Genomic DNA, 18,226 nt, shown 5'->3' with positions numbered 1-18,226 from the left:
AGGTGCGGGTCAGCCGATCCGGTCGCGGATGGTCTGGTTGACCGCGCGGCCGAACGCCGTGACGATGCCCTGCACGGTGATCGGTTTGAGCCTGCTGAGCATGGCGGCGAGCCGGCTGCGCTCCTCGGCGGGACGCCCGGCGTCGCGGTAGGGCTGCAGGACCTGGCGTTGGAACAGCGCCATCAGATCCTCGGCGAGCGCCGTGGTGTGCTTCTCGATCAGTTCGTACGAGTCGCGCAGCAGGTGGGTGGGCAGCCCGGAGTCGAGCATGTCCAGCCCGGGGCCGAGCGGGCCGCGCAGCCGCATCCGGCCGGACTCCAGCCGCTCCAGGACCCCGAGCGCCTCCAACGCCGCGAGGGCGTCGTCGTCGAGTGGACGGCCGGTCCGGAGTTCGAGGTCGGCGCGGTCGACCTCCTCGATCTGCTCGGGTACCCACGGGCTCAGCAGCGCCCGTTGCAACGCGAGCTCCTCGGCGGCCGCGGCGGGAGGTATCCGCTGTAGGTAGCGCTCGATCGCGGCAAGCGTGAACCCGAGCGCGGACAGTTCGCTGACCAGCTCCAGCCGGGCCAGGTGCGCGGGGCCGTACAACCCGGTGCGCCCGCGCAGCCGAGGCGGGGGGAGCAGGCCGCGGCCGGCATAGAAGCGGATCGTGCGGACCGTGATACCGCTGCGCTCGGCCAGCTCGTCGATGGTGAGCGACTCGGGCTCAGCGGGCTGGGCGGACGGGGACGGCGGGGACGGCGCTGCCATGGGAGCAGGTTACGGCAGTCCTTGACCTATGTGACAGTACTGCTGTAACAAAGAGGGAGAGTGTCCGCATCGTTGGCACCAGCAGACGAGAGGTTCGCAATGAGCGAGATCCCCGAGGCGTACGTCTACGACGCCATCCGCACCCCGCGCGGCCGGGGCAAGGCCTCAGGATCGCTGTACGAGGTCAAGCCGGTCTCTCTGGTCATCGGGTTGATCCAGGAGATCCGCGCCCGGTTCCCCGAGCTCGACCCGGCCGTCATCGACGACGTCGTGCTCGGGGTCGTCTCGCCCATCGGCGACCAGGGCGGCGATATCGCCAAGACGGCCGCGATCGCGGCGGGACTGCCCGACACCGTCGCCGGCGTGCAGCTCAACCGGTTCTGTGCCTCGGGTCTGGAGGCCGTGAACGTCGCCGCACAGAAGGTCCGCTCCGGGATGGAGGACATGGTCCTCGCGGGTGGCGTCGAGTCGATGTCGCGCGTGCCGATGGGCTCCGACGGGGGCGCCTGGGCGATGGACCCGGAAACCAGCTACGAGACGGGGTTCGTGCCGCAGGGCATCGGCGCGGACCTCATCGCGACCATCGAGGGCTTCAGCCGCACCGACGTCGACACCTTCGCGGTCGAGTCCCAGACCCGCGCGGCCAAGGCGTGGGCCAACGGCTACTTCGCCCGTTCGGTCGTCCCCATCAAGGACCGAAACGGCCTGACGATCCTCGACCGCGACGAGCACATCCGCGCCAATGCCAGCCTGGAGTCGTTGGCCGGGTTGACCCCGTCGTTCGCGATGATGGGTGAGGCGGGCGGCTTCGATGCCGTTGCGCTGCAGCGCTATCACTGGATCGAGAAGATCGATCATGTGCACCACGCCGGAAACTCGTCCGGCATCGTCGACGGTGCGGCCCTGTGTCTCATCGGCACCGAGGCGGCGGGAAAGGCCGCGGGCCTGCGCCCGCGGGCCCGCATCGTGGCCACCGCGCTGTCCGGCGCCGACCCGACGATCATGCTCACCGGCCCGGCGCCGGCGAGCCGCAAGGCGCTGGCCAAGGCCGGGTTGACCGTCGAGGACATCGACCTGTTCGAGATCAACGAGGCGTTCGCCGCGGTGGCGCTGCGGTACATGCGCGACATGGGAATCTCGCACGACAAGACCAACGTCAACGGTGGCGCCATCGCGATGGGGCACCCGCTGGGCGCCACCGGAGCGATGATCCTCGGCACCCTGCTCGACGAGCTCGAGCGCCGCGACCTCCGCTACGGCCTCGCGACGTTGTGCGTCGGCGGCGGCATGGGTATCGCCACGATCATCGAGCGCGTCTGACCATCCCGCGCAAGCGGCACCACAGATTGGACTGGAAGCAGTGAGTGAGCAGCAGGCCGCCGTCCGCTGGGAGCGCGGCGCGGACGGGATCGCGATCGTCACCCTCGACGACCCCGGTCGCAGTGCCAACACCATGAACGACCGCTACTCAGCGGCGATGGGCCAGGTCGTCGACGAGCTGGTGGCGGCCAAGGACGAGATCTCCGGAGTGATCATCACGTCCGCGAAGAAGACCTTCTTCGCAGGCGGTGACCTGGAGACCCTGAGCAAGGCCACCCCCGCGGACGCCCCGCTGATCATGGAGAGGGTCACCGAGATCAAGGCCCAGCTGCGCAAGCTGGAGACCCTCGGCAGGCCGGTGGTCGCGGCCATGAACGGCACCGCGCTCGGCGGAGGGCTGGAGATCGGGCTGGCCTGTCACCACCGCATCGGGCTCGACGCCAAGGGCGTGGTCTACGGGCTGCCGGAGGTCACGCTCGGGCTGCTGCCCGGCGGTGGCGGCGTCACCCGGATCACCCGGATGCTCGGCATCGCCGACGGCTTCATGAAGGTGCTGGCGCAGGGCCAGCGGCACAAGCCCGCGGCGGCGCTCGAGATCGGCATCATCGACGAGCTCGCCTCGACGCCCGAGGAGATGATGGACAAGGCGCGGGCCTGGATCGGGGCCAACCCGGACGCCGCGCAGCCGTGGGACAAGCCGGGATACAAGATCCCCGGCGGCACCCCGTCGAACCCGAAGCTGGCGGCGTTCCTGCCCGCGTTCCCGGCCAATCTGCGCAAGCAGCTCAAGGGTGCGCCGATGCCGGCCCCGCGCAACATCCTGGCCGCCGCCGTCGAGGGCACCCAGGTCGACTTCGACACGGCGCTGCGGATCGAGGGGCGGTACTTCACCGAGCTGGTCACCGGCCAGGTCGCGAAGAACATGACGAAGGCGTTCTTCTTCGACCTGCAGCACATCAACGGCGGCGGCTCGCGCCCCCAGGGCCACGAGAAGTGGCAGCCGACGAAGGTGGCCGTGCTCGGCGCCGGGATGATGGGCGCGGGCATCGCCTACGTCTGCGCGCTGTCGGGCTGGGAGGTCGTGCTCAAGGACGTCTCGCTCGACGCCGCCCGCAAGGGCAAGGCGTACTCGGAGAACTTGGTCGCCAAGGGCGTTCAGCGCGGGAAGACCACCCAGGACAAGGGTGACGCGCTGCTGGCCCGTATCCACCCCACGGACGACTACGCCGACCTCGCGGGTTGCGACATGGTCATCGAGGCCGTGTTCGAGTCCGTCGAGCTCAAGCATCAGGTGTTCCAGGAGGCGGTGACGGTCGTCCGGCCGGACGCGCTGCTGTGCTCCAACACCTCGACGCTGCCGATCACCGAGCTGGCCCGGGGCGTCGATCGGCCGGGCGACTTCATCGGTCTGCACTTCTTCTCCCCGGTCGACAAGATGCCGCTCGTGGAGATCATCCGCGGCGAGCAGACCTCGGACGCCGCGCTGGCCAAGGCGTTCGACGTGACGCAGGGGATGCGCAAGACGCCGATCGTCGTCAACGACAGCCGGGGGTTCTTCACCAGCCGCGTCATCGGCACCTTCCTCAACGAGGGCGTCGCGATGATCGCCGAGGGCATCGACCCGCAGACCATCGAGCAGGCCTCCGCCCAGGCCGGCTACCCGGCCCCGGTGCTGCAGCTGATGGACGAGCTCACCCTCACGTTGCCACGCAAGATCCGTCAGGAGTCGAGGGCCGCGGTCGAGGCCGCGGGCGGGACGTGGACCCCGCATCCGGCCGAGGCGGTGATCGACCGGCTCGTCGAGGAGTTCGACCGCACGGGCAAGAGCGCAGGCGCCGGGTTCTACGAGTACGCCGACGGCAAGCGGACGCGGCTGTGGCCCGGGCTGCGCTCGGAGTTCGGCGCCACCAACCACGAGGTCGAGCTGCAGGAGCTGTCCGAGCGGATGCTGTTCGTCGAGGCCATCGAGTCCCAGAAGTGCCTCGACGAGGGGGTGCTCACCTCGGTGCCCGACGCGAACATCGGCTCGATCTTCGGCATCGGCTTCCCGGCCTGGACCGGCGGGGTGCTGCAGTACATCGAGGGTTACCCGGGTGGGGTGGCCGGTTTCGTCGCGCGCGCCGACGAGTTCGCCGCGAAGTACGGCGAGCGCTTCACGGTTCCGGCCTCGCTGCGGTCCCGAGCCCCGCGGGCCGCTGCCTGAGTCCCCGCGAGTCGCGGTATTTCCGTGCGCGAGTCGCGGTATTTCCGCGAGCGAGTCGGGGGTGCCGGGGCGGCACCCCCGACGCCCGCGGGGTGTGACAGCCTGTTGCCGTGATCCGCAATGTGGTGGTCGGCCGGGTTCGCGACGGCATCTCGGCAGAGCAGGTCCAGGCGGCGCTGCAGGCGATCCGCGAGCTGCGGGTCGAGGGCGTCGAGCTCGACGCGGTGGCCGGACTCGATCTCGGGCTGCGCGAGGGCAACGCGACGTTCGCGATCACCGTCGATCTCCTCGACGAGGAGGCCTACCGGCGTTATGACCTCGACGAGGAGCACAATCGGATCCGCCGCGAGCTGTTCGCCCCGATCGTCGAGTCCATCGACCGGATCCAGTTCCGGTTGCCCGGCTGATCGTCACCCCGTTGAACCGGGGATGCCCCGGACCGCCTCGTAGAAGGTGATCCGGCCGGCCCAGCTCACCCGCGACGTGAGCTCGGCGGGATCGGTGAAGCCTGCCTCGCGCATCAGGTTGGGGATAGCGTCGCCGAGGTTGTCGCGCACCCGCTGGGAGCGACGTTGCAGCCGGGCCATCAGCCCGTCGGTGGCGCGCACCCGTCCCCCGAAGTCGACGAGATGCAGGGACCCGCCCGGGGTGAGCACGCGCAGCGCCTCGCGCAACGTCGCGCGCTTCGTGTCGGGTTCGAGGTGGTGGAACATGAATGCCGAGAGCACGCGGTCGAACGTGGCGTCCGGGTAGGGGAGGTCCTGGCCGTACCCGTGGTCGAAGCTGATGGCGATGCCGCCGCGGCTCGCTTTGTGTCGCGCTCTCGTGAGCGCGAGCTGGTCCGGGTCGATCCCGACCATTTCCGTCTCCGGGTGGAGCCGCTTGGCGAGGATCGCCAGGTTTCCCGTGCCGCACCCGATCTCCAGCGTCCGCCTGCTGCGGTTCAGGCCCGCGAAATCGACGAGGGTCCGGTGCTGTTCGGGCACTCCGAACAGCCGCTGGACCAGGTCGTAGAGCGGGAGGAGTCGATCGTGCGCGCAGCCGGGGAGGTAGTCGTGAGGTGTGCGGCGGTGGCGGTGGCTCGACCTACGGACAGCGCCGGTCGCCTTGTTCATGACTCGACCTTTCGAATCGCCGGACGGTCGTGACCCATCCTGGACGTTGCAGGCCTCGGCGGCTGTGCCGAACACTGTGCTGAGTAGGACGATCTCTCGCCCGGCCCGGCTTGACGCCGGATCCACTTCGCCCCGGGCTGCTCGTCGACGCCCTGAACGTCCGGATCAGTACTCGTACGGATCGGCGGGCGCGGGCACGACCGCGACATCCTCGACGATCAGATCGGGGGTGTAGCCGTTGGCCCGCGTCGCGCTGCCCGGCGCGACCGTTCCGCGGATCCGCAGCCAGCTGTCCGGCGGTGGGGCGCCGACGGGGCCGAGCAGCCGGATGACATGCGGCCGGGCGTCGGCGGCGCAGCAGGCGATCGCGATGCGGGCCAACAGGGTGTCCGGGCCGCGGCGCACGACGAACCCGGTCAGGACGACTGCACGGTCGTCGAGCGAGCGGGCCTCGTCCCACACCGACCGCTCGACCACTTCCCCGATGCTGAGTTCGAGCGGCCCCGGCGGCAGTGGCGGGTAGATCTCGGTGCTGCGCAGGGCGATCCCTCGGCTGCGATCGACGGCGTCGGCCCCGAGCGCGGGCGGTGCCACCAGGACGATCACCAGCACCGGCAGCAGGAGCAGCCACGCGCTGTGCGGGGCGCCGTGGCTGTGGCCGTCGGCGGACCCCACTCCACGCAGGTCGCGGACGAGTGCGGCCGCGGCGAGCGCGATCATCACCGCGCCCGCCGCCAGCAGCCACCAGCGGTGCGACGGGCGGACATAGCGCAGGTAGGTGTCGTCGGCCGCGATGCGCACCAGCGCGCCGCCGAGCAGCAGCAGCAGCACGTGCTGGGTGTCGCGGCGCATCACCGCGGCCCCAGCAGGAACAGCCCGGCAGCGATCGCGCACAGCACGGCGACCGCGAGCGTGGCCGGTGCGAAGCGCAGCGCGAACGCCCGGCCGAACGTACCCGCCTGCAACGCGATGAGCTTGACGTCGACGGCGGGGCCCACGACGAGGAACACCAGCCGTGGCACCAGCGGCAGCATCGACAGCGACGCCGCGACGAATGCGTCGGCCTCGCTGCACAGCGCCAGCACGACCGCCAGCGCGGCCATCACCGGCACCGCGAGCAGCCATTGCCCGGACAGCCCGGCCAGCCACTCGGCCGGAACCAGGACCGACAGTGCGGCCGCGGCCAGCCCACCCAGCACGAGGAACCCACCCGCCGCGACCAGGTCGTGCCGCGCGGTTTCGACCAGGACCGCCCATCGGCCGGTCCCGGACGGCATCGCGGCGGGACGCCGGGCCCGCTCGATGATCCATTCGTGCCTCCCGACCCGCTGCCACAGCCAGCCCATCGCGCAGGCCGTCGCGAGCGAGCCGAGCAGCCGCGCGCCGACCATCGCCGGTTCGCCGGGGAACGCGACGGCCGTCGCGACCAGGACGACCGGGTTCACCGCGGGCGCGGCGAGCAGGAACGCGAGTGCCGCCGCGTCCGGGACGCCCTGCCCGATCAGCCGGCGCGCCACCGGCACCGACGCGCATTCGCAGCCGGGTAGCACGAGCCCCGCGAGGCCGGCGGCCGGGACCGCGACCGACGGCCGGGCCGGTAGCAGCCCACGCAGGACCGCGGGCGTCACGAACGCCGCGATCGCGCCGGAGAGCAGCACGCCGAGCACGAGGAAGGGCAGCGCCTGTACGCAGACCGCGACGAACACGGTCGCCGCGGTCCGCAGCACCGCGACGTCGAGCGCCGCGATGATCAGCGGTCGAGCCGCGAGCGCCGCGACGAGGACCGCGCAGAACAGGTGCAACGACGTGATCCGCGGGGTCGTCCGGGTGGGCACGGCCGCGCATGCTGCCAGCCGGGCCGGGGCCGCGGGGCCGGATCGGAAGGATCAGTCGCTGTTGTTGACGATCTCGCTGTTGTCGACGATGACGTCGGCCCGCTCACGGGTGCGCTCACGCGCGTGGAACGCCTCCTCCTGGGCCGCCCACCGGGTGCGGAACGGGGCGTATCCCGGCCAGTCGGCGCGCGCCCGCAGCCTGCGTTCGCGCTGCTCCGGCGGCGCGTCGACCCAGATCGCCACCCTGGTGAACGGTCGCAGCGCACGAGCCCCCGCGCCACAGCCCTCCAGCACGACGAGCGGAACGGCGGCGAGTTCGTGCCACGCACCGCGAACCCCGCGTTCCCAGTCCCACACTCGCCACCGAGCCGGCCGGCCCGCCGCGAGCGGCTCGGCGATCCATTCGACGGCCAGCGGAACGGCGTCGGCGAGCCCGTCCCAGCCGGGGTAGAGCTCCTCGAGGGTGAGCACCGGGGCATCGAGTGCCACGCCGAGGTGGGTGGCCAGTTCGGTCTTGCCCGCCCCGGAGAAGCCGTCGACCGTGACGAGCCGCCGGTCGGCTCGCCGGCCGCCACGCACGGCGGCGGCGAGCTCGGCGATCCGCCGGCCGTCCACGGGGCTCCTCCGCTCCTCGCCCCCGGAAGATGCTGTGATGAATATCGAACTATTCACGCCGCTCTGGTCGTTGATTAGCATATCGGTCGAAATATAGTCGGAACGAACGATCCCGCTCGAACACGGAGGTCACAGATGGATACGGCGACGGTCCTGCAGGCCGACCCCTCGATACCGATCGAGTCCCTCTACGTCGGCGGGACCTGGCGGCCGGCGACGTCCGGATCCACCTTCGAGGTGCACGACCCGGCCACCGGCGCGCCGCTGGCGACGGTCGCCGATGCGGGCGGCGTCGACGCCGAGGCCGCGATCGAGGCCGCCGCGTCGGCCTTCCCCGAGTGGTCGGTGCGCACCGCCTACGAACGGGCGGCGGTGCTGCAGGCCGCCCATCGGCTGATGTGCGAGCGGACCGAGGAACTGGCCCGGCTGATGACAGCCGAGCAGGGCAAGCCGCTGCGTGCCGCCCGGACCGAGGTCCGCTACGCGGCGGACTTCCTGCTCTGGTTCGCCGAGGAGGCCAAGCGGGTCTACGGCCGGACCATCCCGTCGGCGCGCTCCGACCAGCGGTTCATCGTCATGGAGCAGCCGGTCGGGGTCGTCGGGGCGATCACGCCGTGGAACTACCCGATCTCGATGATCACCCGTAAGGTTGCGCCCGCGCTCGCCGCGGGCTGCTCCGTCGTGCTCAAGCCCGCCGAGCAGACCCCGCTCTGCGCGATCGCCGTGTTCCGCATCCTCGAGGAGGCGGGCGTCCCCGCCGGGGTGGCGAACCTGGTCACCGCCCGGGATCCGAAGCCGGTCGGGGAGGCGCTGCTGACCCACCGCTCCGTCGCCAAGCTGACCTTCACCGGCTCCACCGAGGTCGGCAAGTTCCTGGCCGCGCGGGCCGCCGACCAGATGAAGCGGGTCTCGTTGGAGCTCGGCGGGCACGCGCCGTTCATCGTCTTCCCGGACGCCGACCCGGTGCACGCGGCCAAGGGCGCCGCGCTGGTCAAGCTGCTGAACACCGGGCAGGCCTGCATCTCCCCGAACCGGCTGTACGTGCATCGGTCGATCGCCGACGAGTTCGTCGAGACCCTCCGCCGCCGGGTCGAGTCGATGAAGGCGGGCCGCGGTGTCGACGACGGCGTCAGCGTCGGCCCGCTGATCGACGGAAGCGCGTTCAGCCGCATGCAGGCGCAGGTCTCGGACGCGGTGCGGAAGGGGGCGACCGTGGTCACCGGCGGGCACCGGCTGACCGGTGACGGACTCGACGGCGGATGGTTCTTCGCGCCGACCGTGGTCACCGGCGTCACCCCCGACATGACGATGTACCGCGAGGAGACGTTCGGTCCGATCGCGCCGGTGGTGACGTTCGAGAGCGAGGCCGAGGTCATCGAGATGGCCAACGACACCCGCTACGGGCTCGCGTCGTACGTCTACACCAAGGACCTGGCGCGGGCCCTGCGCACGGCCGAGGCCCTGCGGTTCGGGATGGTCGGGATCAACGACATCAACCCGACGTCGGCGGCCGCCCCGTTCGGCGGAAGGGGTGAGAGCGGCCTCGGCCGGGAGGGCGCTCAGGAGGGCATCCGGGAGTACCTGGAGACCAAGCTCGTCGGCCTGAGCATCTGACCGCGCGATGAGCGATGCCGTCCTGCTCACCGAACCGGGGCCGGGGTTGCGGCTGGTCACGCTGAACCGGCCCGCGGTGCGCAACGCCATGACCGCCGAGCTCACCGCCGCCTGGGTCGACGCGATCGAGGCGGTCCGGTGCGACGACGAGGCGCGGGTGCTGGTCGTGACCGGCGCGGGCAACACGTTCTGTGCGGGCGCGGATCTGTCCTGGCTCGACCAGGGTGCGGCCGGGGACGTCACGCCGGACCGGCTCCGGGACCGGATGCTGCCGTTCTACCGGTCCTGGCTGGCCCCTCGTGAGCTCGCGATCCCGGTGGTCGCGGCGGTCAACGGGCCCGCGATCGGGGCCGGGTTGTGCCTCGCGCTGGCCTGCGACCTGCGCTACGCAGGCCCGGACACGGTCTTCTCCGCCCCGTTCATCCACCTCGGTACCCATGGCGGGATGGGTGCGACCTGGCTGTTACCGGAGGCCGTCGGCGTCGCGCGCGCCCGCGACATGCTCTACACCGGCCGGGAGGTCGGCGGGCAGCGGGCCGTGGAGTGGGGACTGGCCACCGACGTCGGCGACGACGCGCTGGCTCTTGCGCTCCAGGCGGCCGAACGGATCGCGCGGGCGGCGCCGATCGCGACCCGGCTGACCAAGGCGGGGCTCGAACGGTCGGTCGCCGGTCTGGCCGAAGCCCTGCAGTGGGAGGCCCTCGCCCAGCCCGTGACGATGGCGACCGCGGACCTGCACGAGGGCGTGCAGGCCCGGCGGGAGCGACGGCCGCCCCGCTTCACCGGGACGTAGGAGGAGCATGTCCGGATCGCAGACCGAACCGCCGTCGACCCCGGACGTCCTGCGGGCGCTCGGTGATCCCGTGCGATGGGAGATCATCCGGCAGCTGGCCGGGGTCGGGGAGCTCGCCTGCGCCAGGCTGGAGGAGACGTTGCCGATCTCGAAGTCGACGATCTCCCACCATGTCCGGATCCTGGTCGAGGCGGGACTGGTGGCGGTGCGTAAACAGGGCCGCAACCGTTTCTACGCGTTGCGGCGCGACGCGCTGCGCGGACTCGTCGCGGAGCTGGCGGACCTGGCGCCGGGGCAGCGGGCGACCGCGGCGGTGAGCCGGACCGTCGCGGTGACGTCCGCCGCGGCCGACGCGGAGCTGCCCACCTGGTGATCACACGACGTCAGCACCGGATGCGCCGGGTGTGGACATGCACCCCGTCGCGGGTCCGCCCGCCGGTCGCCTGGGCCAGGCGCAGGCACGTCTCGACCCACAGGGTCAGCTGGGTTTCCTTGGCCAGCGGAAGGTGGTTGAAGAGCAGGTCCGAGAGCCGATCGCCGGGCCGAGCCCAGGACTCGATCTCGATCCGCATCGTCGCGCCCTCGGTACGCGCCCGGAACTCGATCTGGCCCGCCTCGAGGTGTCCGCGCAGGGTCGCGAACCGGAATGAGGCGGGGCCCCGGTCGATCACCCGTACCGGCCCGTCCCACGGCCCCGGCATCCGGATGTGGAACTCGTCGCCGAGCCGCAGCCGCCCCTGTGGTCCGATGGCCTTGTCGAAGACGGCCATCTCGGCGGGTGCGGCCCGGTTGGGGCCGCAGGCGAAATGCTCGATCACTTCCTCGGGTGAGGCGCGAGCGCCCTCGACGAGCACCCAGTAGCGGCGGTGCAGCAGCGTGCCGACGCCGTCGGCGACATCCTGGATGTCCTCGTCGCGCAGCTCGTCGGGGATGGGCCGTACGTCGGTCTCGTCCGCCGGGACCTCGCAGCGATGCACCGGGGTGGTGCGCCACAGGTAGCGCCAGGCCATCCGGGTCAGCCCGGCGGGCCAGCCGAGCAGGATCAGGGTCCGGTGCCATCGGCTACCGGGCGCCGACCGCGAACGTGTGCGTGAAACCACGACGAAGGTGGTACCCGCTTCCCGTGCTGACCATCCGGATCGCGGCGCGTCGTGCCGCGCTGCCGCTGCGCGGGGCGTCGCTGGCCTCGATCGGGCTCTGCGTCACCCTGTGGATCCGCGCCAAGACCCTCGACGAGAGCGAGCGGGGCAACGCCGAGCGCCGCGCGTTGTTCGTCGGGCTGTGGCCACCGATGCTGTGGCTGATCGCCGACACCGCCGAAGGCGCCGGGGGCAGGCGCTGAACGACCTTGCGGCCGCCCTTGCCGACCTGCGCCATCGGCCCGTCAACTACGACGCGAGGCGGGCTCCGCCGCAGGTCACCGCGGGCTGGCATCGGGACCGTCGGGTCGTGGAACTCGGCCGGGAGGCGCCGGGGGAGCCGGAGCCGGATGGGCTGGTCGCCACGGCGGCCGCGCTGTTGGACTGTTACGGGTTCCTCGACCCGCGGATCCTGCGCGCCGCCTACCGTCCCGGGGCGTTGCTGGGGCGGGACATGCTGCTGGAGGCACGTTTCCTGCGTCTGCGCTTTCTGTTTGGCGTTCGCATCACCGCGTGTACGGACGAGATCCGCGATGGTCCGTCCGGCTCCGAGCGGACGATCGGCTGGTCGTACCAGACGCTGTGTGGGCATCTCGAGCAGGGCAGACTCACCTACGAGATCGCGAAGCAGCTGCGTACCGGGCGGGTCGAGTTCCGGATCCTCGCTCACTCGCGACGCGCCCCGATCGCGAACCCGCTGCTGCGGCTGGGATTCGTGCTGTTCGGCCGGGGCGTACAGCTGCGGTTCTATCGGCGGGCGCTGCGCCGGTTGACCGCATCTGTGTGCGCTCCGGTGGTCCCGCCGAGCCCCGGCCCCGACGGTCTCGTCCGCGCACCGGACGGCCTCGGGCCGGGCCGTCCGGAGGCCTGGACGATCCGGTTTCCCCAGCCAGGGCGCTGATGTTCCGTCACAGTCAGCCCAGGGTGAACGGGTCGCGGGTGCCGCCGGTGAGCTCCACCCAGACCGCCTTCTCCTCGAGGTACTCGTCGATGGCGTGCAGCCCGTTCTCCCGGCCGAGCCCGGAGTTCTTGAACCCACCGAAGGGCACGCTGGGGGCGACGACGCGGTAGGCATTGATCCACACGTTGCCGGCCTTGATTTTCGCGGCGACCCGGTGGGCGCGGTGGACGTCCTTGGTCCAGACCGCGCCGGCCAGGCCGTAGGGAGTGTCGTTGGCCAGTTTGATCGCCTCGTCCTCGTCGGTGAACGTGAGCGCGGCGAGCACCGGGCCGAACACCTCCTCGCGGTAGACGGTGGACTGCGGGGTGATGCCGGTGAGCACGGTCGGCTGGACGAACAGCCCGCCGAGCCCGGGGTCGGCGGCGCCGCCGTAGGCGATCGTGGCGCCCTCGGCCTTGGCGGCGTCGAGGTAGCCGAGCACCTTGCGGTACTGCGGGGGGTTGGCGACCGGGCCCATCTCGGTGTCGGCCGCGGTGGGGTCGCCCAGCTTGATGGTGGCCGCCCGCTCGGCGATCAGCCGGACGAGCTGATCGTGCACCTCGGCATGCACGATCAGTCGGGAGCCGGCCATGCAGGTCTGCCCCGTCGCGGCGAACACCCCGGCGATGATGCCGTTGGCGGCGGCGGCCAGGTCCGCGTCGGGGAACACGATCTGCGGGGACTTCCCGCCGAGCTCGAGGGTGACCTTGTTGATGTTTCCGGCGGCGGCCGCGGCGACGGCGCGACCGGTGGCGGTCGAGCCGGTGAAGGCGATCTTGTCCACGCCCGGATGCGCGGCCAGCGCGGCGCCGGTCTCCCGGGAGAGGCCGGTGACCACGTTGACCACCCCGGGCGGGAACCCGGCCCGCTCGATCAGCTCGGCGAACCCGAGGGTGGAGGCGGGGGAGTGCTCGGAGGGTTTGACCACGACGGTGCAGCCCGCGGCGAGGGCGGGGGCGAGCTTCCAGGTCATCAGCAGCAGCGGGGAGTTCCATGGGGTGATGGCCGCGACCACCCCGACCGGCTCGCGACGGGTGTAGACGAGGTAGTTGGGGTTGGGGGCGGGGATCTGCCTGCCCTCGATCTTGTCGGCCAGCCCGGCGTAGTAGTGGTACCAGGCGCCCAGCCCGTTGAGCTGCCCGATCATCTCCCGGTACAGCTTGCCGGAGTCGTTGACCTCCAGCCTCGCCAGTCGCTCGGCGTTCTCGGCGACCAGGTCGCCGAGCCTGCGCAGCAGCGCGGCGCGGGCGAACCCGGTCAGGGTGCCCCACTCCCCGTCGAGGGCGGCCCGGGCGGCGGCCACCGCGGCGTCGACGTCCTCGGGTCCGCCGTCGGGGATGACCGCCCACGGTTGACCGGTGTAGGGGTTCTGCGACTCGAAGGTGCGTCCCGAGACCGCGTCGACGGTCGTGCCGCCGATCAGCATCCGGAAGTGCTCGAGCTGCTCGGCCATGTCGTCCTCCTCGACGTCTTGGCAGGCAGTGACCGTGGGGCCGCCGGTTGTCGTCAGCGTATCCGCACGTGATACCGCCGGCCCTCGGGAACGAGGTCGGCTTTCGGTGAAGAATCCGGCCGAGAACGTCGGCGGCTCCGTCGGCTTCCGCCAGACCGCCGTGCGTCGCGGCGGAGGCGAAGGTGAATGGCGTCGAGGACCTCACTGTCCGAGGTGGACGATCGTTCCGGAACGGTACGTCGCGATTGTCGAACGTGCCCCCGTGAGGTGACAGGGGATCGGGGTTGTCATGATTACCTCACACTGAGATGGTAAGGGTGCTCTGACTGATTCGTCGGGGCATTCTGGCCGATGTCAAGGGGTGCCATGGCTGAGGACGCGTCCGCCGAGGGGTTGAACATTGGTGTGCTGCTCTATCTGCCATATCGGGCGATGGACCTCCGGGTCAATGAGGCGGCGACGGCGGCCGGCTTCGGCGACACCACCCCGGCTCAGTTGCGGATCTTCCAACGGATCGCACCCGAGGGCAGTCGCCTGACCGACCTGGCCGAGCAGGCCCAGGTCACCAAGCAGACCGCCGGGATCCTGGTGGATCAGCTCGAACGCCTCGGATATGTCGAGCGCACCGCCGATCCCCATGATCGCCGGGCCCGCCTCATCCGGATCACCGAGCGCGGACACGCCAGCATCGCCGTCGCCCGCGCGGCGATCGCCGAGATCGAGGCCGAATGGGCCGCGCATCTGGGTTCGGAGCGAATGAGCCAACTCCGGGGCACGCTCACCGCCTTGCGCGAGATCGCGAATCCCGAGCGGAGCTCAGCTTCTCGCGGCCGGCAGTGAACTCGCCCCTTTCACCACCGTCCTTCCGCCAGCCCGATCGAGCCCCCTTCCGCGACGGGGGACCGAAACGGAAACAGGTTTGCTGACGCTCGTCCACGTTGGCCGAGTTCTGAGTCCCGACCGCAGGTCGCTGCGGCCGTGTCGGTCTCCTCGTGCTGCACATTCGGCTCGATGCCTGCTCGGCGGCCCCGGAGGATCGCCCATTCATTTAGGTTCCGTAGATGGTCCGTGGGATGGAGGGTTGACCAGTGACCGAGAACATCGTGACGCTGCCGAGTACCGGTTCGCTGCGCGATCGGGCCCGCGCCCGCCTTGAGCGGGTAGGGGTCCCGCTCGTGCTGGGCGAGGACATCCACGCGCGCACCCCGATCACCGGCGATGACCTGTTCGGCCTGGAGGCCACCACCCTCGACGAGGCGGAGCGGGCGATCGCCGCCGCGGCCGAGGCCTTCCGGACTTGGCGCACCACACCGGCGCCGGTCCGCGGCGCACTCGTGCGCAGGCTCGGTGACCTGCTTCGGGAGCACCAGGACGACCTGGCCGACCTGATCACCATCGAGGTGGGCAAGATCCGCTCCGAGGCGCTCGGCGAGGTGCAGGAGATGATCGACATCTGCGACTTCGCCGTCGGGCTGTCCCGTCAGCTCTACGGTCGGACGATCGCTTCCGAGCGGCCGGGCCACCGCCTCGCCGAGACCTGGCACCCGCTCGGAGTGGTCGGGGTGATCTCCGCCTTCAACTTCCCCGCCGCCGTCTGGTCGTGGAACGCCGCGATCGCCCTGGTCTGCGGCGATACCGTGGTGTGGAAGCCGTCCGAGCTCACGCCGCTGACCTCGCTGGCGGTCGGTCGGTTGCTGGACCGGGCCGTCGCCGAGCTCGACGCGCCCCGCGACGTCCACCGCCTGCTCATCGCCGATCGGACGGTGGGGGAGCGCGTCGTCGACGACCCCCGGGTCGCGCTGGTCAGCGCGACCGGCTCCACCCGAATGGGCCGCGAGGTCGGTCCGCGAGTGGCCGCCCGCTTCGGACGGTCGCTGCTCGAGCTCGGTGGGAACAACGCCACGGTGGTGACCCCCTCCGCCGACCTCGACCTGGCGATCCGGAGCATCGTGTTCGCCGCCGTCGGGACCGCCGGCCAGCGCTGCACCACCCTGCGCAGGCTGATCGTGCACCACGACATCGCCGACGAGGTCGTCGACCGGCTCGCCGCCGCGTACGCCAAGCTGCCGATCGGTGACCCCTTCGACGAGGGAACCCTCGTCGGACCGCTCATCTCCCGGCGTGCGGGCGAGCAGATGCGGCAGGCGCTCGAACGTGCCCAGGCCGATGGAGCCGAGATCGTCACCGGCGGGCAGCGGCTCACCGGCTCCGCACCCGACGCCGCCTATGTCGAGCCCGCGATCGTCCGCATGCCCGCACAGACGGATGTCGTGCGGGAGGAGACGTTCGCGCCGATCCTGTACGTCCTGACCTATGACGGGTTCGACGAGGCGATCGCGCTGCACAACGACGTCCCGCAGGGCCTGTCTTCCTCGATCTTCACCCGCGACCAGCAGGAGGCCGAGCGGTTCCTGGCCGTCGACGGCTCGGACTGCGGCATCGCCAACGTCAACATCGGCACGTCGGGAGCCGAGATCGGTGGCGCCTTCGGCGGCGAGAAGCAGACCGGTGGCGGCCGCGAATCGGGCTCCGACGCCTGGCGCGCCTACATGCGTCGAGCCACCAACACCGTCAACTACACCAGTCACCTCACCCTGGCGCAGAACGTCAGCTTCCTGTGAGCGCCCGGGATGTCCGATGACGGTCCGCCAGGGAGTTCGACGTCGTCGAGGCGAACGGTATGACGCCGGCAGGTGCTGACCGCCGCGGGAGCAGCGGGTACGCCACCGCCTGACCCTTCTTCTCGACCACCTCCGGCCCCATATACCCTATGGGGTATCGAGAGGAGAGTGTCATGTGTCAGCGGGTGCAGTGCAAGACGTGCGGGAAGGCCACCTTCAGCGGGTGCGGGCAGCATGTGGAAGAGGTGCTGGCAGGGGTGCCGGCCAGCCACCGCTGCGACTGTCCGCCGCCCCCGTCGCTGGGCGCCCGGCTCATGCGTCGCCTGTTCCGCCGGGGCTGACCCGGGGAGGGAAGCGGCGGTGCGGTCATGAGTGCCGACCGAGCCTGAGGCGGTCTGCAGGCTGACCTCGCCGGGGCCCTCGGTGGTCGAGCGCGGTGCGTCAGCCGTATCGGCTGCACAACCCAGGGCCCGGCTGCCGGCCGTCCCGTCGGCAGGTGTGGCGCCTGCTGAGCCGAGGGTCCGTCCGGGGGCCCGGGCATGGATGGAGCCAGGTGGGCGGGCGGATTCTCCAGCGTCGTCGGCAACCGTCACCAACCTCCTGGCTGGGTACATCTAGGCGAAGGCTGACGTAGGACACAAGCGGGCGGCCGGGGTGAAGCGGGTGGCAGCCTGATCCGCGGGACGGAGGAAGAGCGGGGCGATACCGCAACTTCGGAGGCGGCGGGGCCGGATGGCGGTGGTCGCGGCGGGAGCAGGGGTCGGCATGGCGCGGCCCTGCCTGCTACTCCGGCGAGAGGATCGAGGACCCGGAGACGGCATGAAGGTCGATTCGGAGGAGTCCGAAGGTCCGTGCTGCCGTGGCCAGGGAAACCCGGCTGGCCACCTCGAGCTTGGCCATCATGTTCTCCACGTGCCGAGCGACCGTCTTCATCGAGATCCCAAGGCGCCGGCCGATCCACTGGTTGGTTGCGCCGGTCTCCAGGAAGGTAAGGACGTCCAGTTCACGTGGGGTGAGCTGGTACGGAAGCGGCTCCGGTCGGTGCATGACGAGCCAGCCTTTGGCCGCCGGTGCGGTGTACACGAGGTGCCAGACGCCCGCACCATCGCGCCACCGCCACCGCGCAGCCGATGCGATCGCGTGATTCCCAGCTGGTAGTCGAAGCCGGATGTGCCGAAGCAGTGCCTCGGTGCTGAGCAGTTGGCACTCCGGCCGACCAGGTATGGCCACGATGCCGGTCGGCGACATCAAGACTCCGCACGTTCCGGCAGGTTGTTCGTCGAGCAGTCGTCGCGGAGCGACGAGATCGTCGACGGCAGCGCACAACATTGGTGCCATCAGATCGATGACGGACAGTGAACGTGGGGTGGGCCAGCGAGGATCCTCGGAGCTAATGTGGAGGTTGGCCACATATCGCCCCTGTCGGCTGTGAAGGTGGTTCGTCGAACCTCCGGAGTAGCCTGCAGGCCGGAACCAGTCGACCGCTGACGGACTCGTCCCGTAGTCGAAATCGGGAGTAAGCCAGTTGAAGTGCTTCTTCCCCGACCGGAGCATCCAGTGATACCCGGGGTCCTGAGCGAGATAGCTTCCATCGAGGAAGTCGAGCAGTTTCTGTGAGTAGCCTCTGGACGCGATGGTGCGGTGGCGGCCGGTCAGCGGGCAATAGACCGACAGCGACAACCCGACATAGGGAACAATGCGGGTGAGGGCTTCGAACCATGCATCGGCGGCCTCGGGTGGAGGAAGACCTTCGGTAGCGATCGCGGCGAACTCGCAAATGGTTTGGGCCTCGGCATGAGTTAGCTCCCGACGGAGCTGGCCGACGTCC

General features: G+C 70.8%; 19 protein-coding genes. 11 read left to right on the top strand and 8 right to left on the bottom strand.

All coding sequences use genetic code 11. From position 1 onward, the window contains the following. Window positions 1-9 precede the first annotated feature (9 nt). Complete coding sequence (locus tag ACFQE5_RS15480) at window positions 10-750, bottom strand: MerR family transcriptional regulator (protein WP_379585757.1); 741 nt, start codon at window positions 748-750, stop codon at window positions 10-12. Between the two features lie 99 nt (window positions 751-849). On the opposite strand from ACFQE5_RS15480, the gene ACFQE5_RS15475 reads away from it, so the two are divergent. From ACFQE5_RS15475 to ACFQE5_RS15465, 3 genes are all read left to right on the top strand, one after another. Then, window positions 850-2,070 carry an acetyl-CoA C-acetyltransferase gene (locus tag ACFQE5_RS15475; protein WP_379585755.1) on the top strand — a complete coding sequence of 407 codons (1,221 nt, stop codon included), beginning with the start codon at window positions 850-852 and terminating at the stop codon, window positions 2,068-2,070. A gap of 40 nt (window positions 2,071-2,110) precedes the next feature. Further along, on the top strand, window positions 2,111-4,273 hold the full coding sequence (locus tag ACFQE5_RS15470) for a 3-hydroxyacyl-CoA dehydrogenase NAD-binding domain-containing protein (protein ID WP_379585753.1): 2,163 nt from the start codon (window positions 2,111-2,113) through the stop codon (window positions 4,271-4,273). Window positions 4,274-4,383: 110 nt separating this feature from the next. Continuing rightward, on the top strand, window positions 4,384-4,680 hold the full coding sequence (locus ACFQE5_RS15465; RefSeq protein WP_379585752.1) for a Dabb family protein: 297 nt from the start codon (window positions 4,384-4,386) through the stop codon (window positions 4,678-4,680). Window positions 4,681-4,683: 3 nt separating this feature from the next. Here ACFQE5_RS15465 and ACFQE5_RS15460 read toward each other — a convergent pair whose 3' ends face one another. The 4 genes from ACFQE5_RS15460 to ACFQE5_RS15445 form a co-directional block, all read right to left on the bottom strand. After that, on the bottom strand, window positions 4,684-5,388 hold the full coding sequence (locus ACFQE5_RS15460; RefSeq protein ID WP_379585751.1) for a class I SAM-dependent methyltransferase: 705 nt from the start codon (window positions 5,386-5,388) through the stop codon (window positions 4,684-4,686). A 165-nt stretch (window positions 5,389-5,553) separates the two neighbouring features. Beyond that, window positions 5,554-6,240: a TIGR03943 family putative permease subunit gene (locus ACFQE5_RS15455; protein ID WP_379585750.1), complete on the bottom strand. Its 687-nt coding sequence runs from the start codon at window positions 6,238-6,240 to the stop codon at window positions 5,554-5,556. Continuing rightward, the gene (locus ACFQE5_RS15450) at window positions 6,240-7,223 is read right to left on the bottom strand and encodes a permease (protein WP_379585749.1); all 984 of its coding nucleotides are present in this window, start codon (window positions 7,221-7,223) and stop codon (window positions 6,240-6,242) included. Before ACFQE5_RS15450 ends, ACFQE5_RS15455 begins: the two co-directional genes overlap by 1 nt. Before the next feature lie 51 nt (window positions 7,224-7,274). Then, the gene (locus ACFQE5_RS15445; protein WP_379585748.1) at window positions 7,275-7,838 is read right to left on the bottom strand and encodes a hypothetical protein; all 564 of its coding nucleotides are present in this window, start codon (window positions 7,836-7,838) and stop codon (window positions 7,275-7,277) included. A gap of 135 nt (window positions 7,839-7,973) precedes the next feature. Between ACFQE5_RS15445 and ACFQE5_RS15440 the strand changes: the two genes are divergently transcribed. From ACFQE5_RS15440 to ACFQE5_RS15430, 3 genes are read left to right on the top strand one after another with little or no spacing between them, the layout of a single operon-like run. Further along, on the top strand, window positions 7,974-9,452 hold the full coding sequence (locus ACFQE5_RS15440) for an NAD-dependent succinate-semialdehyde dehydrogenase (RefSeq protein WP_379585747.1): 1,479 nt from the start codon (window positions 7,974-7,976) through the stop codon (window positions 9,450-9,452). A 7-nt stretch (window positions 9,453-9,459) separates the two neighbouring features. After that, window positions 9,460-10,245: an enoyl-CoA hydratase/isomerase family protein gene (locus tag ACFQE5_RS15435; protein WP_379585746.1), complete on the top strand. Its 786-nt coding sequence runs from the start codon at window positions 9,460-9,462 to the stop codon at window positions 10,243-10,245. Window positions 10,246-10,252: 7 nt separating this feature from the next. After that, window positions 10,253-10,618 carry an ArsR/SmtB family transcription factor gene (locus tag ACFQE5_RS15430; protein WP_379585745.1) on the top strand — a complete coding sequence of 122 codons (366 nt, stop codon included), beginning with the start codon at window positions 10,253-10,255 and terminating at the stop codon, window positions 10,616-10,618. A 10-nt stretch (window positions 10,619-10,628) separates the two neighbouring features. On the opposite strand, the gene ACFQE5_RS15425 is transcribed toward ACFQE5_RS15430, so the two are convergent. Beyond that, window positions 10,629-11,345, bottom strand: a complete 717-nt coding sequence (locus ACFQE5_RS15425) for a hypothetical protein (protein ID WP_379585743.1) — start codon at window positions 11,343-11,345, stop codon at window positions 10,629-10,631. A 23-nt stretch (window positions 11,346-11,368) separates the two neighbouring features. On the opposite strand from ACFQE5_RS15425, the gene ACFQE5_RS15420 reads away from it, so the two are divergent. Together ACFQE5_RS15420 and ACFQE5_RS15415 are read left to right on the top strand one after the other, a co-directional pair. Further along, window positions 11,369-11,587: a hypothetical protein gene (locus ACFQE5_RS15420; protein ID WP_379585742.1), complete on the top strand. Its 219-nt coding sequence runs from the start codon at window positions 11,369-11,371 to the stop codon at window positions 11,585-11,587. Next, the gene (locus ACFQE5_RS15415; RefSeq protein WP_379585741.1) at window positions 11,542-12,285 is read left to right on the top strand and encodes a DUF1990 family protein; all 744 of its coding nucleotides are present in this window, start codon (window positions 11,542-11,544) and stop codon (window positions 12,283-12,285) included. The genes ACFQE5_RS15420 and ACFQE5_RS15415 overlap by 46 nt, the downstream gene beginning before the upstream one ends. Window positions 12,286-12,298: 13 nt before the next feature. Here the strand turns inward: ACFQE5_RS15415 and ACFQE5_RS15410 are convergent, their stop codons facing one another. Continuing rightward, on the bottom strand, window positions 12,299-13,777 hold the full coding sequence (locus ACFQE5_RS15410; protein WP_379585739.1) for an aldehyde dehydrogenase: 1,479 nt from the start codon (window positions 13,775-13,777) through the stop codon (window positions 12,299-12,301). A 366-nt stretch (window positions 13,778-14,143) separates the two neighbouring features. Between ACFQE5_RS15410 and ACFQE5_RS15405 the strand changes: the two genes are divergently transcribed. The 3 genes from ACFQE5_RS15405 to ACFQE5_RS15395 all read left to right on the top strand — a co-directional run bounded on the left by ACFQE5_RS15405 (window position 14,144) and on the right by ACFQE5_RS15395 (window position 16,739). Next, window positions 14,144-14,617, top strand: coding sequence for a MarR family winged helix-turn-helix transcriptional regulator (locus ACFQE5_RS15405; RefSeq protein ID WP_379585737.1), 474 nt, complete (start codon window positions 14,144-14,146; stop codon window positions 14,615-14,617). A 248-nt stretch (window positions 14,618-14,865) separates the two neighbouring features. Next, window positions 14,866-16,398 carry an L-piperidine-6-carboxylate dehydrogenase gene (gene amaB / locus ACFQE5_RS15400; protein ID WP_379585735.1) on the top strand — a complete coding sequence of 511 codons (1,533 nt, stop codon included), beginning with the start codon at window positions 14,866-14,868 and terminating at the stop codon, window positions 16,396-16,398. Between the two features lie 173 nt (window positions 16,399-16,571). Next, entirely contained in the window at window positions 16,572-16,739 is a 168-nt protein-coding gene (locus ACFQE5_RS15395; RefSeq protein WP_379585733.1) for a hypothetical protein, read from the top strand. Window positions 16,740-17,181: 442 nt separating this feature from the next. Here ACFQE5_RS15395 and ACFQE5_RS15390 read toward each other — a convergent pair. After that, window positions 17,182-18,226, bottom strand: a 1,045-nt coding sequence (locus ACFQE5_RS15390) for a response regulator transcription factor (RefSeq protein ID WP_379585732.1), incomplete at its 5' end; no start/stop codon positions are given.

Origin of the sequence: Pseudonocardia hispaniensis, assembly GCF_042658695.1 — a bacterium.
In the GTDB taxonomy this organism is placed as follows: domain Bacteria; phylum Actinomycetota; class Actinomycetes; order Mycobacteriales; family Pseudonocardiaceae; genus Pseudonocardia; species Pseudonocardia hispaniensis.
This window is presented reverse-complemented; position numbering and strand designations above follow the sequence as displayed.

Coding starts and splice junctions, on each gene's coding strand:
- ACFQE5_RS15480 (WP_379585757.1), bottom strand. CDS start 750: ATGGCAGCGCCGTCCCCGCCGTCCCCGTCCGCCCAGCCCGCTGAGCCC.
- ACFQE5_RS15395 (WP_379585733.1), top strand. CDS start 16,572: ATGTGTCAGCGGGTGCAGTGCAAGACGTGCGGGAAGGCCACCTTCAGC.
- ACFQE5_RS15460 (WP_379585751.1), bottom strand. CDS start 5,388: ATGAACAAGGCGACCGGCGCTGTCCGTAGGTCGAGCCACCGCCACCGC.
- ACFQE5_RS15455 (WP_379585750.1), bottom strand. CDS start 6,240: ATGCGCCGCGACACCCAGCACGTGCTGCTGCTGCTGCTCGGCGGCGCG.
- ACFQE5_RS15410 (WP_379585739.1), bottom strand. CDS start 13,777: ATGGCCGAGCAGCTCGAGCACTTCCGGATGCTGATCGGCGGCACGACC.
- ACFQE5_RS15430 (WP_379585745.1), top strand. CDS start 10,253: ATGTCCGGATCGCAGACCGAACCGCCGTCGACCCCGGACGTCCTGCGG.
- ACFQE5_RS15405 (WP_379585737.1), top strand. CDS start 14,144: ATGGCTGAGGACGCGTCCGCCGAGGGGTTGAACATTGGTGTGCTGCTC.
- ACFQE5_RS15440 (WP_379585747.1), top strand. CDS start 7,974: ATGGATACGGCGACGGTCCTGCAGGCCGACCCCTCGATACCGATCGAG.
- ACFQE5_RS15475 (WP_379585755.1), top strand. CDS start 850: ATGAGCGAGATCCCCGAGGCGTACGTCTACGACGCCATCCGCACCCCG.
- ACFQE5_RS15435 (WP_379585746.1), top strand. CDS start 9,460: ATGAGCGATGCCGTCCTGCTCACCGAACCGGGGCCGGGGTTGCGGCTG.